Origin of the sequence: Streptomyces winkii (assembly GCF_032248595.1) — a bacterium.
Lineage (GTDB): Bacteria > Actinomycetota > Actinomycetes > Streptomycetales > Streptomycetaceae > Streptomyces > Streptomyces winkii.
Map to the genome: position 1 here is coordinate 50,917 of NZ_JASTTH010000005.1, position 15,222 is coordinate 66,138.

The 15,222-nt window shown below is 72.8% G+C and carries 12 protein-coding genes and 1 pseudogene; 4 read left to right on the top strand and 9 right to left on the bottom strand.

From position 1 onward, the window contains the following. Positions 1-76: 76 nt before the first annotated feature. Positions 77-484, bottom strand: a pseudogene (locus tag QQM67_RS15995) (ATP-binding protein); the annotation flags it as partial. Between the two features lie 620 nt (positions 485-1,104). Next, positions 1,105-1,485, bottom strand: coding sequence for an STAS domain-containing protein (locus QQM67_RS16000; protein ID WP_314174553.1), 381 nt, complete (start codon positions 1,483-1,485; stop codon positions 1,105-1,107). Between the two features lie 260 nt (positions 1,486-1,745). Between QQM67_RS16000 and QQM67_RS16005 the strand changes: the two genes are divergently transcribed. Then, positions 1,746-2,687 carry an RNA polymerase sigma factor SigF gene (locus QQM67_RS16005; RefSeq protein WP_399067091.1) on the top strand — a complete coding sequence of 314 codons (942 nt, stop codon included), beginning with the start codon at positions 1,746-1,748 and terminating at the stop codon, positions 2,685-2,687. Between the two features lie 147 nt (positions 2,688-2,834). On the opposite strand, the gene hutI is transcribed toward QQM67_RS16005, so the two are convergent. The 4 genes from hutI to hutU all read right to left on the bottom strand — a co-directional run bounded on the left by hutI (position 2,835) and on the right by hutU (position 8,803). Next, a complete protein-coding gene (gene hutI, locus QQM67_RS16010; RefSeq protein ID WP_314174555.1) occupies positions 2,835-4,013 on the bottom strand; it encodes an imidazolonepropionase in 1,179 nt (392 codons plus the stop codon). A gap of 181 nt (positions 4,014-4,194) precedes the next feature. Further along, entirely contained in the window at positions 4,195-5,601 is a 1,407-nt protein-coding gene (locus QQM67_RS16015) for a formimidoylglutamate deiminase (RefSeq protein ID WP_314174556.1), read from the bottom strand. After that, a complete protein-coding gene (locus QQM67_RS16020; RefSeq protein WP_314175108.1) occupies positions 5,598-6,839 on the bottom strand; it encodes an allantoate amidohydrolase in 1,242 nt (413 codons plus the stop codon). Before QQM67_RS16020 ends, QQM67_RS16015 begins: the two co-directional genes overlap by 4 nt. 221 nt (positions 6,840-7,060) lie before the next feature. Continuing rightward, entirely contained in the window at positions 7,061-8,803 is a 1,743-nt protein-coding gene (gene hutU / locus QQM67_RS16025; RefSeq protein WP_314174557.1) for a urocanate hydratase, read from the bottom strand. Between the two features lie 139 nt (positions 8,804-8,942). On the opposite strand from hutU, the gene QQM67_RS16030 reads away from it, so the two are divergent. Next, entirely contained in the window at positions 8,943-10,340 is a 1,398-nt protein-coding gene (locus QQM67_RS16030; RefSeq protein ID WP_314174558.1) for a type III PLP-dependent enzyme domain-containing protein, read from the top strand. A gap of 33 nt (positions 10,341-10,373) precedes the next feature. Here QQM67_RS16030 and QQM67_RS16035 read toward each other — a convergent pair whose 3' ends face one another. Continuing rightward, positions 10,374-11,297 carry a LysR family transcriptional regulator gene (locus QQM67_RS16035; RefSeq protein ID WP_314174559.1) on the bottom strand — a complete coding sequence of 308 codons (924 nt, stop codon included), beginning with the start codon at positions 11,295-11,297 and terminating at the stop codon, positions 10,374-10,376. Positions 11,298-11,471: 174 nt separating this feature from the next. On the opposite strand from QQM67_RS16035, the gene QQM67_RS16040 reads away from it, so the two are divergent. Further along, on the top strand, positions 11,472-11,735 hold the full coding sequence (locus QQM67_RS16040) for a hypothetical protein (protein WP_314174560.1): 264 nt from the start codon (positions 11,472-11,474) through the stop codon (positions 11,733-11,735). A 23-nt stretch (positions 11,736-11,758) separates the two neighbouring features. Here QQM67_RS16040 and QQM67_RS16045 read toward each other — a convergent pair whose 3' ends face one another. Further along, positions 11,759-12,928, bottom strand: coding sequence for a 5-methyltetrahydropteroyltriglutamate--homocysteine S-methyltransferase (locus tag QQM67_RS16045; protein ID WP_314174561.1), 1,170 nt, complete (start codon positions 12,926-12,928; stop codon positions 11,759-11,761). A gap of 177 nt (positions 12,929-13,105) precedes the next feature. Then, positions 13,106-13,636, bottom strand: coding sequence for a pyridoxamine 5'-phosphate oxidase family protein (locus QQM67_RS16050; RefSeq protein WP_314174562.1), 531 nt, complete (start codon positions 13,634-13,636; stop codon positions 13,106-13,108). Positions 13,637-13,819: 183 nt separating this feature from the next. On the opposite strand from QQM67_RS16050, the gene QQM67_RS16055 reads away from it, so the two are divergent. Continuing rightward, positions 13,820-15,205 (top strand): amino acid permease, encoded by a 1,386-nt coding sequence (locus QQM67_RS16055; RefSeq protein WP_399067093.1) that lies wholly within the window; start codon positions 13,820-13,822, stop codon positions 15,203-15,205. The last annotated feature ends 17 nt before the right edge of the window (positions 15,206-15,222 follow it).

Consider the following 15,222-nt stretch of genomic DNA (forward strand, 5'->3'; position numbering starts at 1 on the left):
CGACGGCGCGGGCGGCGCGGTGCGGGGCGGGGCGGGGCAGTGCTTACTCACGTTAAGAGCGGGAAGAGGCGCGCGCTCAGCCCGGCGCGGCCAGCTCCGCCCAGACCGTCTTGCCCAGGCCCTCCGGGTTGCGGACCACGCCCCAGTCCAGGCAGAGCCGCTGGACGATGAACATGCCGTGCCCGCCCGGGCGTCCGGCCCGGTGCGGCGTACGCGGTGCCGGCGACCCGCTCCCCTGGTCGACGATCTCCAGGCGCAGCACCTCGGCGCCGCTGCCGACGCGCAACTCCTCGGGCCCGTCCGCGTGGAGGCACGCGTTCGTCACCAACTCCGAGACGACCAGCAGGACATCCTCGGCGGCGGCGCGCTGGTCACCGGTGGCAGCGGGCAGCCAGCCCCAGTCCTGGAGCGCCTGGCGGACGAAGTCACGGGCACGGGGCACGGCACCGCTGACGCCGACCAGGCGCAGCCTGCGCACCTGGCGCATCGAATGACCCTTCCCGGTCTCTCCCTGTACGGACGTCCCGGCCTGCTGCGACGCCGCGCTCCCTCCCGTTCCCTGTCCGTCCGCCGCGGAGTGCGAACCAGGCGCGGCTGGAGGGGCGTTCGGGTCGGCGGCCTCCTCGGCGTGCGCGGTGTTGCCGCGCGCACCGGACTGTTCCGGCCCGCCGGCGGCGCCCGTTGAACCAGCGGAACCGGCGGAACTTGATGCGCTCGAAACCCCCGCGCCCGCGCCGGCGGCGCCCAGTCCCGGCGGCCCCGACGAGGCCGCACCGGCCCTACCGGCAACGGCTCCGGCCCCGGCGCTCCCGGCACCGGAGGCGGCCGCAGCCGTCGCGGCGCCCTCGGGCTCCGGACCGCAGTCGCCCGCCGGAGACGGCCGGGTGGTGCTCATCAGCGGTTCACCTCACCGATCACCGATAGTGCCTCTCGTCGCCGCGTGCCGGACCGGAGCAGCTCGCGAGTCTCTGATGACTGTCCATCTGGCTGGCTCAGAGGATCTCCTGCCCTACGGAACCGCGAGAACACCCACTGATGCAGACCGACTGATGTGACGCGTGTAACGTCCGCGTTGCGCGCGGTACACATGTGCAGGGCGATGCATCACGCCTCCGCCACATTGGCGAGGGCCGCGTCCAGGTCGTCGTGGACGGTGAACACCGCGCCCGCGCCCGTGATCTCGAAGACCCGGGCGACGACCGGCAGCATCCCCGCGAGGTGGACGCCTCCCCCGGCGGCCTCGGCCTTCAGGCGGGCCCCGAGAAGCACGTTCAGCCCGGTGGAGTCGCAGAACTCCAGGCCCGCGCAGTCCACCACCAGGCGGCTGCGGCCGTCCGCGATCGCCTGCTCCAGCGCCTCGGTGAGCAGATCCGCGGTGTGGTGATCGAGTTCACCCTCGGGGGTCACTACGGCACTCGCCCCCTGGTGCCGTACGCCGACCGTCAGCCGACCCCGGCTCGTGCTGCCGGGCATCCCGCGGTCCATGCACACCCCTCTTGATCGCCAAAGCGCCTTCTCTTCTGCCCCCGTGAACCGACTCGAACCCTACGCCCTCACTGGCGGTACCGGTAGACGAACAACCCACACATTGGGGCAAATTCGGACATCTAGCACTTGCCATGCGCGTACACGAGCGGGTAGGCGTATAGGGATACAGAAACACGTCGGCATTGGAGGCGCCGCACCCTCGTAGTGCACGTCACGGCTTCGGCAGCCATATGCCGAGAATCATGGAGGACACGACAATGTCACCCAGGCTCGATCAAGGGATACCGGCCACCGTCACCGGCCCGGACCTCCCGGAACAGCTCGGCGCCGAGCAGTTCAGCGCGGTCGAGGTGCCCGACCCCACGAGCCCGGAAGCGGTCGAGGAGATCTTCGACCAGCTCCAGCTCCCGGAGATCCCACCGTACGACGAGGTGGGCCCGGTCGACGCGCGGGCCATGTCGAAGACTCTCTTCAAGCGCCTCGAGAAGCTGGACGAGGGCACGCACGAGTTCGCGTACGTACGCAACACGCTCGTCGAACTCAACCTGGCCCTGGTCAAGTTCGCCGCCTCGCGGTTCCGCTCCCGCAGCGAGCCCATGGAGGACATCGTCCAGGTCGGCACGATCGGCCTGATCAAGGCGATCGACCGGTTCGACCTGGAACGTGGTGTCGAGTTCCCGACGTTCGCCATGCCGACGATCGTCGGAGAGATCAAGCGCTTCTTCCGTGACACCTCGTGGTCCGTACGCGTCCCGCGGCGCCTCCAGGAGCTCCGCCTGGACCTGGCCAAGGCCGGCGACGAACTCGCCCAGAACCTCGACCGCGCGCCGACGATGGAGGAGCTGGCCGAGCGGCTGGACATCTCCGTCGAGGAGGTCGTCGAGGGCATGGCGGCGAGCAACGCCTACACCGCCAGCTCCCTGGACGCGCAGCCCGAGGAGGACGACACCGAGGGCGCCCTCGCGGACCGCATCGGCTACGAGGACAACGGCCTCGAAGGCATCGAGTACGTGGAGTCCCTCAAGCCGCTGATCGCCGAACTCCCCGCGCGCGACCGCACGATCCTCTCGCTGCGGTTCGTCGCCAACATGACCCAGAGCGAGATCGGCGAGGAGCTCGGCATCTCCCAGATGCACGTCTCGCGTCTGCTCTCCCGCACGCTGAACAGACTGCGCAAGGGCCTGATGGTCGACGAGTGACGCGGCGGGCGCGCGCCTGCGCGTGCCCTGCCTTGGAACGAACGAAGCGGGCCGCCCCGGTGGAGACCGGGACGGCCCGCTTCGCCGTGTGGGCAGGGCGCGGCCGGGCGGCAGTACGGGCGGGCGTGCGGCGGGCGCGCGGGAGGCTCAGCCGTGCACCGGGACGCCGCGGTGCCAGACCCGGGCGGCCAGGGGAACGCCCGGCCGGTATGCGAGGTGGACGTGGGACGGGGCGTCCAGCAGGGTCAGGTCGGCGCGGGCGCCGGGGCTCAGGCGGCCGACGTCGTCGCGGCGCAGGGCGCGGGCCCCGCCGGCGGTGGCGGACCAGACGGCCTCGTCGGGCGTCATCCCCATCTCCCGTACGGCGATCGCGACGCAGAACGGCATCGACGACGTGAACGACGAACCCGGGTTGCAGTCCGTGGACAGCGCGACCGTGGCGCCCGCGTCGAGCAGGCGGCGCGCGTCCGGATAGACGGCCCTCGTCGAGAACTCGCAGCCGGGCAGCAGCGTGGCGACCGTGGCGTCGGCGTGGGCCAGGGCGTCCACGTCGGTGTCACTGAGGTGCGTGCAGTGGTCCGCGGAGGCGGCGCCCAGTTCGACGGCGAGCTGCACACCGGGACCGTGGGAGAGCTGGTTGGCGTGGATGCGGGGCGTGAGGCCCTTCGCCTGCCCGGCCGCGAGGACGGCACGGGCCTGGTCCCCGTCGAAGGCGCCCTTCTCGCAGAACACGTCGACCCAACGGGCGTGCGGCGCACAGGCGTCCAGCATCGGCCCGGTGACGAGGTCGACGTATGCGGCGGGGTCGTCGGCGTACTCGGGGGCGACGATGTGGGCGCCCATGTACGTGACCTCGTCGGTGTGTTCAGCTGCCACACGCAGGGCGCGGGACTCCTGTTCCGGGGTGAGGCCGTAGCCGGACTTGGTCTCCATGGTGGTGGTGCCCTGCCGGCGGGCCTCGTCGAGGAACCGTGCCAGGTTGCGGCCCAGTTCCTCGTCGCTCGCCTCGCGCGTCGCGGCGACGGTCGTACGGATGCCGCCAGCGGTGTAAGGACGGCCGGACATGCGGGCGTTGAACTCGGCCGTGCGGTCGCCGCCGAAGAGCAGATGGGAGTGGGAGTCGACGAAGCCGGGCAGGACGGCGCGGCCGTCCGCGTCGTAGGCGGAGTCGGCCGCGGGCGCATCCGCCGCCGGGCCCACCCAGGCGACGCGGTCGCCGTCGAGGACGACGGCGGCGTCCTCGACGAGACCGAGCGGGCCGCCCTCACCGCAGGCGGGGTCGTTGGTCACCAGGGTGCGGATGTTCGTGACGACGGTGCTGGTCATGTGTCGCTACCTCACGTGATCGCTGACGCTGTGTTCTTGACGGCGTGTGTGCCCGACTCCGGTGCGCTCCGGCCCCGTTCGGGCCGATCCGAACCGTGCCCCGCCGGTCGGCCGCTGACAGGGCACGGCGCGCAACAGAAACCCCCGCGCGCGCCCTCCACAGCGAGCCCGCCGGAGGCGGTCAGTGGAGGGCATCGATCGCCTTGGAGAGGGACGCCGGGACGTCGGGGACGTTCGTGTGGTGGCCGTCGCGCACCACGTGGCGGCCGGCGACGACCGTGTGGCGGATGTCGGCCGCCGTCGCCGCGAAGACCGCGGCCTCCGCGGCCATGCGCGGTGCTGGGCCCACCGTGCGTACCGAGTCCAGCGACACCGTCGTGAAGTCGGCGAGCATGCCCGCCTCCAGGCGTCCCGACTCGGGCCAGCCGAGGGCCGCGTGGCCGTCCTCCGTCGCCGCGCGCAGGAGCTGGGCCGCCGTCCAGTGGCCGCGTGTGCGGGTGCGCAGGCGCTCGTCGAGCTCCAGCGCCCGCGCCTCCTCAAGCAGGTCGACGACGGCGTGGCTGTCGCTGCCCAGCGACAGCGTCGCGCCCGCGCGTTCCAGGCGGGGCGCCGGTCCGATGCCGTCGGCGAGGTCCCTCTCGGTGGTGGGGCACATGCACACGCCGACGGAGGCGTCGCCGAGCAGCTTGATGTCCTCGTCGGTCAGATGCGTGGCGTGCACGGCGGTCGTACGGCGCCCGAGGGCCCCGTGGTCGGCGAGGAGCCGCGTGGGCGTGCAGCCGTGCGCCGCCTGGCAGGCGTCGTTCTCGGCCCTCTGCTCGGACAGATGGACGTGCAGCGGTGCCGAACGCTCCTCCGCCCACTCGACGACGGGGCCCAACTCCCGTGCGGGAACGGCCCGTACGGAGTGGATCGCGGCACCCGTACGAGCGTGGCCGCCCTCCTCGACGCGCAGCGCCGAGGCCCGCTCGGCCCACGCCGCGGCCGTGCCGTCCGAGAAGCGGAGCTGCTGCGGTCCCGGCGGCTCGCCCCGGCCGTCGGGCCCGAAGCCGGAGGCGAGGTAGGCCGTGTCGAGCAGCGTGATGCGGATACCGGCGTCCGCGGCGGCCGCGATGAGGGCGTGGCCCATGGTGTTGGGGTCGTCGTACGGCTCGCCGCCGGGCGCGTGGTGCACGTAGTGGAACTCGCCGACGCAGGTGATGCCCGCCAGCGCCATCTCCGCGTATGCGGCGCGGCCGAGCGCGTAGGCCGAGTCGGGCGTGAGGCGCCCGGCCACCCGGTACATCACGTCGCGCCACGTCCAGAAGGTGCCCGAGCCGACCTGGACGGTGCCGCGCAGCGCCCGGTGGAAGGCGTGCGAGTGCGCGTTCGCGAGGCCCGGCAGGGTCAGCCCGCGCAGCGGTTCGGCGCCCTGCGGCGGAGCACCGGTCTCCGTGCGTACGGCGGTGATCCGGCCGTCGGCGCCGGTCTCGACGAGGACGTCCTCCTCGACGGTGCCGTTGAGCCAGGCGTGCGAGCACCAGTACGTGCGCTCCGGTCGCGGAGCGGCGGGCGGCGCCCCGGTGCCCTCGTGGGAGGGGTTCGTCATCGGCAGGCCAGCCCTTCCAGTACGTCGGCGAGTGCTCTCACCCCGGCCGCGCAGTCGTCCTCGTCGGCGGACTCGGCCGGCGAGTGGGAGACGCCGGTGGGGTTGCGCACGTACAGCATCGCCGTCGGGACGGACGCGGAGAGGATTCCCGCGTCGTGTCCCGCACCGGTGGGCAGCAGGGGTGCGCCGCCCAGCCGCCGCGCGATCCGGTCGCGCAGGTCGTGCGCGAACTCCACGACGGGCGTACGGGATTCGCGCGTGACGCGCACGTCGACCCCGTCGGCGCGCCCGCGCCGGGCGGCCTCGTCCTCGATGCCGGCGACGACGGCGGCGAGGGTCTCCTCGTCCGCGGCGCGGGAGTCGAGCCAGCCCCGTACGAGGGAGGGGATGGCGTTGACGCCGTTCGGCTCGACGGCCACCTTGCCGAACGTGGCCAGGGCGCCGGTGCGGGAGGCCTGCTCGCGGGCGGCGAGCACGGTCGCCGCGTAGGTGAGCATCGGGTCGCGGCGGTCCGCGAGCCGGGTCGTGCCCGCGTGGTTGGCCTCGCCGCGGAAGTCGAACCGCCAGCGGCCGTGCGGCCAGATCGCGGAGGCGACGCCGACGGCGCACCCGTCGGGCCCGGCGGTCGCACCGAGCCGTCTGAGCGCGGCCGGGTCGGCCAGCGCGCGCCCCTGCTCGATGTGGAGCTCGACGAACGCGCCGATGCGGGCGAGCCGTTCGGGATCGGGACCGATCGCGTCGGGGTCCTGCCCGGCCAGCTCCATGGCCCGCGGCAGGGTGACGCCGTCGGCGTCGCGCAGCGCGTGCGCCTGCTCCCGCGTCAGCCCGCCGGCGCTGAGCCGGGAGCCGGTGCACGCCAGCCCGAAGCGGGCGCCTTCCTCGTCGGTGAAGTTGACGATGCCCACCGGTGCGGTGAAGTGCGCGCCGCGGGCGCGCAGTTCGTCGAGGGCGGCGAACGCGGAGACGACGCCGAGCGGGCCGTCGAACGCGCCGCCGTCGGGGACGGAGTCGAGGTGGGAGCCTGTGACGACGGCGTTCCCGGCGGCGATCTCCTCCACGGATGTCACGCCGAGCCAGGCCCACTGGTTGCCGTTGCGGTCCGACTCGCAGGCCAGGCCGCGGGATTCGGCCTGGGCGCGGAACCAGGCACGGCAGTCGGAGTCGGCGCCGGTCCACGCGTAGCGGCGGTAGCCGCCGCTCTCCCGGTTCCGGCCGACGGCGGCCAGCTCCCGCCACATCTCGTGGAACGAGGCGGGCTCGGCCACCGGTCCGCCGGGGCCGCCGGAGCCCTCGCCGTCCGCGCCCCGGCCCCGGCGGCCGAGGTCCGGCACGGGGCTGCCGACGAGGGACCGCAGGGCGGAGCGCTCCGCATCCGGCTCTCTGGTGCGGCCCCCGTCCCCGGTGCGGCCGTCGTCTCCCGTACGGTCCGCGCCGCCGGTGCTCCCCGCGTCCCCTGCGGTCACTCGGCGCCCCCGCGTTCCCTGCCTTCCGGGGCCCCGCCTTCCTGGGCCTCCTGGCCCTCCGGGCCCCCGGGGCCCTCCCGCATCGGCACCCGCACGCCCCGCTCGGCCGCGATCTCCTCGGCACGCTCGTATCCGGCGTCCACGTGGCGCACGACGCCCATGCCGGGATCGTTCGTCAGCACCCGGCGCAGCTTCTCGCCCGCGAGCGCCGTGCCGTCGGCCACCGTGACCTGCCCGGCGTGCAGCGAGCGGCCCATGCCGACGCCGCCGCCGTGGTGGATCGAGACCCAGGTGGCTCCGGAGGAGGCGTTGACCATGGCGTTCAGCAGCGGCCAGTCGGCGATCGCGTCCGAACCGTCGCGCATCGCCTCCGTCTCCCGGTACGGGGAGGCGACCGAGCCGCAGTCCAGATGGTCGCGGCCCAGCACCAGAGGCGCCGAGATCTCGCCGCTCGCCACCATGTCGTTGAAGCGCTCGCCCGCGCGGTCCCTCTCGCCGTAACCGAGCCAGCAGATGCGGGCGGGCAGCCCCTGGAAGTGCACGCGTTCGCCGGCGAGCCTGAGCCAGCGGGCGAGCGACTCGTTCCCGGGCGACTCGGACGCGGGGAAAAGGTCGAGCAGCGCGCGGTCCGTCGCCGCGATGTCCTTCGGATCGCCCGAGAGCGCTGCCCAGCGGAAGGGGCCCTTGCCCTCGCAGAACAGCGGCCGGATGTACGCCGGTACGAAGCCGGGGAAGTCGAACGCCCGCCCGTAGCCGTGGAGTTGCGCCTCGCCGCGGATGGAGTTGCCGTAGTCGAAGACCTCGGCGCCGGCGTCCATGAAGCCGACCATCGCCTCGACGTGCCGGGCCATCGACTCGCGCGCCCGCTGAGTGAAGTCGGCGGGCTTGTCCGCCGCGTACTGCGCCATGTCGTCGAAGTCGACGCCCACCGGCAGGTACGAGAGCGGGTCGTGCGCGCTGGTCTGGTCGGTGACGATGTCGATGGGAGCGCCCCGCGACAGCAGCTCCGGCAACACCTCGGCCGCGTTGCCGAGCACGCCGATGGAGAGCGGGCGGCGCTCGTCACGGGCGGCGGTCGCCAACTCCAGCGCGTGGTCGAGGGAGTGGGCCCGCACGTCCAGATAGCCGTGGCCGATGCGGCGCTCGATGCGGGACGGATCGCACTCGACGCAGATCGCGACGCCGTCGTTCATCGTCACGGCGAGCGGCTGGGCACCGCCCATGCCGCCGAGACCGGCGGTCAGCGTGACCGTGCCCGCGAGGGTGCCGCCGAAGCTCTTGGCGGCGACCGCCGCGAACGTCTCGTACGTGCCCTGGAGGATTCCCTGCGTGCCGATGTAGATCCACGAACCGGCCGTCATCTGCCCGTACATGGTCAGCCCGAGCGCGTCCAGCCGCCGGAACTCCTCCCAATTCGCCCAGTCGCCCACGAGGTTGGAGTTGGCGAGCAGCACGCGCGGTGCCCACTCGTGCGTGCGCATGACGCCGACCGGACGGCCGGACTGCACCAGCATCGTCTCGTCGTCGCCGAGAGTGCGCAGCGTGCGGACCATGGCGTCGAACGACTCCCAGTCGCGCGCCGCCTTCCCGGTGCCGCCGTAGACGACGAGCTTGTCGGGGTGCTCGGCGACCTCCGGGTCGAGGTTGTTCTGGAGCATCCGCAGGGCGGCCTCCTGCGGCCATCCCCGGGCGCTCAGTTCGCTGCCGCGCGGCGCCCGTACGGGTCGCGGTCCTGACATCTCCCGTGCCTCCCTGCCGTGTGCTCGTCCCGACTCCCCCGACGGTCAATTATTCACACACTCTACGGAGTGAATAGACCTAGTCAACATCGCGGGTGGTCCGTGCACCCGCCGAGCGCGGACGTGCTTGGCTTGTGGCATGCACGACTCCAGCAGCAGCCCCGCCTCCCGGGACGCCTCCGCGATCGCCGCCCGCCGCGACCTGGCCGTACGCGCCGCCGTCGAGCAGGGCCTGGTCACGGACGACCGGCAGCCCATCGCCGCCCTGCTCGACGTCCAGGCGATACGGGACGCGGCGAACGCACTCCGCACGGCGTTCGACGGCGTCCGCGCCCCCGGGCGGCCCGTCCAGCACACCTTCGCCGTGAAGGCCGCCTCGCTCGTGCCCGTGCTGCGGCTCCTCGCCGACGAGGGCATCGGCTGCGAGGTCGCCAGCCCCGGCGAACTGGCCCTGGCGCGGGCCGCGGGCGTACCGGCCGGACAGATCGTTCTGGACTCCCCCGCCAAGACCGTGGGCGAACTGCGCGAGGCGCTCGCCCTCGGCATCGCCCTCAACGCCGACAACCCCCGTGAACTCGCCCGTCTCGACGAGCTGATCACCCCGGGCGGGCCGGCGCCCTCACCGCTCGGCCTGCGCGTCAATCCGCAGATCGGCGAGGGCGCCATCGGTGCGATGAGCACCGCGACCGCCACCTCGAAGTTCGGCGTCGCTCTCCACGACCCCGGCGCCCGCGAGTGGGTCGTACGCGCGTACCGGGAGCGCCCCTGGCTGACGCGGCTGCACTCGCACGTCGGGTCGCAGGGCATGCCGCTGGAGCTGATGGCGGAGGGTGCGCGGGCCACGTACGAACTGGCCGAGGAGATCAACGCCGCGGTCGGCCGGCGCCAGGTCGACACCCTCGACCTGGGCGGCGGCCTCCCCGTCAACTTCGGCGGCGACGAGATCTCGCCGACGTTCGACGAGTACGCGCGGCTGCTCTCCGCGACCGTGCCGGGGCTCTTCGACGGCCGGTACGGCATCGTCACCGAGTTCGGGCGGGCGCTGCTGGCGAAGGCGGGCACGGTGCTCGCCCGCGTGGAGTACGCGAAGTCGGCGGGCGGGCGGGCCATCGCGGTCACCCATGCGGGCGCGCAGATCGCCGTGCGCACGGTCTTCGCTCCGGACGCGTGGCCGCTGCGGGTGGCCGCGTACGGCGCGGACGGCGAGCCCAAGCGCGGCGGGGAGGCCGACGCCGTCACCCAGGACATCGCGGGGCCGTGCTGCTTCGCGGGCGACCTGGTGGCCCGCGGCCGGATGCTGCCGCGCCTGGAGGAGGGCGACTTCGCGGCGCTCCTGGACACCGGGGCGTATTACTTCTCCAACCCGTTCGGCTACAACTCGCTGCCGCGGCCCGGGGTTTACGGCTTCACCGTGACCGGCGGGGCGGGACAGCCGGAGGGCAAGGTGCGCTTCGTGCCCGTACGGGAGCCGCAGCCGCTCGCGGACATCGTGGCGGACTCGGGCGTCGCACACAGGGACACGCTCCGCGAGGTGTGAACGCGTGTGCCGCCGGGGGAAGTCGGGCCGGCGCTAGGCCAACCGGCCCTGCTTCGCGGCGAGTTCGTCGAGCAGAGCGAGGGCGGCGGCGATGGCGGGGTGGCCGTCGCTCCCGCGCCGGACGACGCTGAGGAAGCGCCTGCGCGGCACGTACCGGCCCGTCAGCGGCGTACGGACGAGATCCAGATGCGGCGGCAGCTGCGCCAGGTGCGGCACCAGGGCGACGCCCAGCCCGTGCGCCACGAGCGAGGCGACGACGCTCCACTCGCGCGCCTCGTGCGCGACCGACGGCGCGAATCCCGCGCTGCGGCAGGCGGCGAGCACGAGCTGGCGCGCGGAGCAGCGGCCGCCCGGCCTGTCGAGGACCCAGGGCTCGGCGGCCAGATCCTCCAGCGCGGGGCCCGGTTCCCCGGCGAGCTCGTGCCCGGCGGTGGTGAGCAGGTCGAACGGATCGTCCAGCAGCGGCCGTTGGTCGAAGCGCCGGTCGTTGAGCGGAGGCGCCTCGGACATCGCCTCGACGACCGCCAGATCCACCTCGCCCGAGAACAACAGGTCGAAGCAGTCGAGAGGTTCGGCCTCCTTCAGCTGGACGGTCAGCGCGGGCCATTCCCGCTGGAGCTGCACGGCCAGGGGCGCGAGCAGGGCCGAGGCGGCGGTCGGGAATCCGGCCACGCGCAGCACACCGCTCGGCTCCCCGGCGGCCGCGTGCAGCTCGGCCTCGGTGCGCTGCCACAGCTCCTCGATGGCGTCGGCGTGCCGGAGCAGCGCCTGTGCGGCCTCCGTCAGCCGCACCCGCCGACCGTGCGGCTCCAGCAGCGTGACGCCCAGCTCCCGTCCGAGCTGGCGCACCTGCTGGGAGACCGCCGAGGGCGTCAGATGCACGGCCTCGGCGGCGGCGGTCACGGTGCCGTACTGCACGATCGCGCGCAGCACGGTGAGACGGCGCAAGTCAATCATGTAACCGTTGTACACGGTTCAGTGCAGAAATCGAACCTGGACCTGAACGATCGGCTCCCGGCAGGCTGGTCGTACGAAGGCGTCAGCGACGCAGCAAGCGCACCGCCACGTGCACCGAAGAGAGCACCGCCACGTGCTCCACCGCGTGCACAACAGCGAGCCGGGAGGCCCAGATTGTCCAGCTGCCCCTACTGCGGATGGCCCGACGACCAGCCCGTCCGGGATCTGTCACAGCACCCGACGGGCGAGGGCGTCCTCGTCTGGACGCGCTGCGCCTGCGGCTCCCTCCAGGCCCGGCTGCTCACGTCCGGCGTCCTCAAGATCGTGACGAGAGGGAGGCCCGCGGACGCCCCGGCGGAGCCCCGGGCCGAGACACCCGCGGAGACTCCGGCGGATGCGCGGACGCGGACGGAGACGGAGACGCGCGCCGAGTGCTGAACCGCCCTGCCGGAACCGGCAGATCACGCCCCGCCCCAGACCTCCTCCGCCGTCTCCACGATCAGCCGGAGCTTGGCGATCTGATCGTCGATCGTCAGGTCGTTGCCCTCCAGCGTCGAGGAGAACCCGCACTGCGGCGACAGGCAGAGCTGGTCGACGTCGACGTACCGGGAGGCCTCCTCGATGCGGCGCTTCAGCGCGTCCTTGCTCTCCAGCTCGGGCCGCTTGGTGGTGACGAGCCCGAGCACGACCTGCTTGCCCTTGGGCACGAAGCGCAACGGCTCGAAGCCGCCGGAGCGTTCGTCGTCGAACTCCAGGAAGAAGCCGTCGACGTTCAGGTCGCCGAAGAGTGCCTCCGCCACGAAGTCGTAGCCGCCGGAAGCCACCCACGACGAGGCGAAGTTGCCACGGCACATGTGCGTCGTGACACGCAGGTCGGCGGGGCGGTCGGCGAGGGCGCGGTTGATGTTGGCGATGTACGTCTCGTGCTGGTGCTCGGGGTCGCCGCCGATCTCCGCGACGTGGCGCCGCTGTTCCGGGTCGTTGAGGTACGCGAGGCTGGTGTCGTCGAGTTGCAGATAGCGGCAGCCGAGGTCGTAGACGCCGCGGACCTGGGCCGCGTAGGCGGCGGTGAGGTCCGTCCAGAAGGACTCCATGTCCGGGTAGACGCTCTCGTCGATGGCCGCCCGACCGCCCCGGTAGTGGACCATGCTCGGCGAGGGGATGGTCAGCTTCGGGGTCACGCCCTCCCCGGCGTTGTCGCGGAGGAAGGCGAACGCGTCGGCGAAGATGGTCTCTTCGAGCCGCACCCGATCGTCGACGTGGGCGGAGGGCGGCGCCCACTCGATGTCGCCGTCGGCGTTGTGGAACTTCACCCGCAGGTTGCCGTCCTGGACCTTGTTGATCCCGCCCAGCGAGTAGATGAAGTCCATGTGCCAGGACTGCCGCCGGAATTCGCCGTCGGTCGCGCTGCGCAGCCCGGCGTCCCGTTGCAGCGCGACGACCTCGCGAATCGCCTCGTCCTCCGCGGCCCGCAGTTCGGCGGCGCCGGTGCGCCCCGCGGCGTGGTCCTCGCGGGCGCGCTTGAGGACCGCTGGCCGCAGCAGGCTGCCCACGTGGTCGGCACGGAAGGGCGGAAGCGTGCGCGGACCGGTGGTCGCGGTGGCGGCGGGGGAAGTCGGCTCTGACGTCATGGGTGTCCCTCCTCCAGGTCGGGAGACTCACCCTGCTCCGGAATGGTCCATTCCTCAACCAGGAGTTCCGGTGTCCGGAAGTACGGTTCACAGTTCCCGCGACTCCCGCGACTCCCGCGGTTCCCGCGGTTCCGGATTCCCGGGCCGGACGTAGCTGTCCGTATTCCCGCGCCGGATTCAGCGCGACGCGGCCGGAGCGCCGAACCGCCAGCGGGTCTGGCTGTAGTGGCCCTTGCGGAAGCCGAAGACCGTGGACGGAGCCACCTCGTAGACCAGCGCGCTGCCGCCGTGGGCGTGGTGGAAGGCGCCGTCGCGGGCCTCGAAGCGCCACTCCTCGCCGTACTTCTCCACCCAGGTGTCCGCGAGCCGCCGCAGCCTGGCGTCGTCGCGCACGCGCACGGCGTCGCCCTCCAGTACGAGATCGAGCCCCTCGTCGACGGTGTCGTTGCCCGTCGTGAGCGCGCAGTGCGAACTGGCAGCCAGATTGCGGGACTTGCGCTCCTCCTCACCGGTGCAGAAGTGCAGCGCGCCGTCGTACCAGACGGCCAGCAGCGGGGTGACGTGCGGACGGCCGTCGGGGCGCACCGTCGTCAGCCAGTAGATCCCGGCGCGGGCGAGCCGGTCGCGGGCGGTCTCCCAGTCCGTGGGCTCGGCGCCGGGGGCGCTGTAGCGGGCGTCGAGCGCGGTGACGGGCTCCTGGTCGCGCATGCGCGTCTCCTTCGTGATCGGTCGCGGTGCGGCGGTGCAGCGGTGCGGCGGTGCGGCGGTGCGGCGGTGCGGCGGTGCGGCGGTGTTGCCGCCCGCGAAGGGAAGACCGCATGAACGTGCGGAAGTCATCGGCGTGCCGACGCGCACGCCGATGGGAAGGAACAGCGCATGACGGAACAGCGCATGCCGGACTCTCACGAAACCACCGACACGACCGGTCCCGGCGGCCCGGGCGGCACGGCCTCCGGAGGAACGCCGCTCGTGCGGGCCATCGGGCCCAAGCTGCTGATCCTCTTCATCGTCGGCGACATCCTCGGCACCGGCATCTACGCCACGACCGGCAAGGTCGCCGGCAAGGTCGGCGGCGCCCTGTGGCTGCCGTTCGTGATCGGGTTCGCGGTGGCGCTGCTCACGGCCGCCTCGTACGCCGAACTGGTCGGCAAGTATCCGCGGGCCGCGGGCGCCGCGCTCTACACGCAGCGGGCGTTCAGGATGCCGTTCCTGACCTTCATCGTGGCGTTCATGGTGGTGTGCTCAGGCCTGTCGTCGGCGAGCGCGGCGGCCCGCGCCTTCGCGGGCGACTATCTGGCCGAACTCGTGGACGTGCCGCCCACGCTCGTCGCGATCCTCTTCGTACTGGCGCTGGCGGCGCTCAATCTGCGCGGCGTCTCGGAGTCGGTGAAGACCAACGTGGTGCTCACCCTCGTCGAGCTGGCCGGGCTGCTGATCATCGTCGGGATCGGCGTCTTCGCCGTGTTCGCGGGCGAGGGGGACGCGGGACGGCTGGGGGACGTCCACGCCTCGGGCGGCACCGGATACGCGCTCCTGACGGGTGTGATGGGCGCGACCGCGCTGGGCTTCTTCGCGTTCGTCGGCTTCGAGGACTCGGTCAACATGGCCGAGGAGACGATCGAGCCGGCCCGCAACTTCCCCCGTGCCCTGTTCATCGGCGTCGCCCTCACCGGCACGGTCTACGTGCTGGTCGCGCTGGTCTCCTCGCTGCTGGTGGACTTCCGGGTGCTGGAGAAGTCCACCGGGCCGCTGCTGGAGGTGGTCAAGGCGGGCGGGGTCAGCTTCCCGCCCGAACTCTTCGCCGTCATCGCGCTGTTCGCGGTCAGCAACTCGGCGCTGATCAACATCATGATGGCGTCGCGGCTGTGCTACGGCATGGCCAACGAGAGCATCCTGCCCGCCGTCATGGGACGGGTGCTGCCCACCCGGCGCACACCGGTGGCGGGCATCGTCTTCGTCTCCCTGCTCGCCGTCGCGCTCGTCTCGACGGGAGAGATCGAGGGGCTCGGCGACACGACGTCGTTCCTGCTGCTGTGCGTCTTCGCCGTCGTCAACGTCGCGGTGCTGGTGCTGCGCAAGGATCGCGTGGAACACCGCCACTTCCGCACCCCGACAGTCCTGCCCGTCGTCGGGGCGCTCGGCACCGCGCTGCTGGCCAGCCCGCTCGCCGACCGCGCCGCCGACGTGTACGTACGCGCGGGACTGCTCGTCGCGCTCGGCGTCGTCCTGTGGGCCGTGAACAGGGCCGTTCTGGCAATCGGCGCCCGCCGCCGATGAGTTCGCCCCTCCGGCCC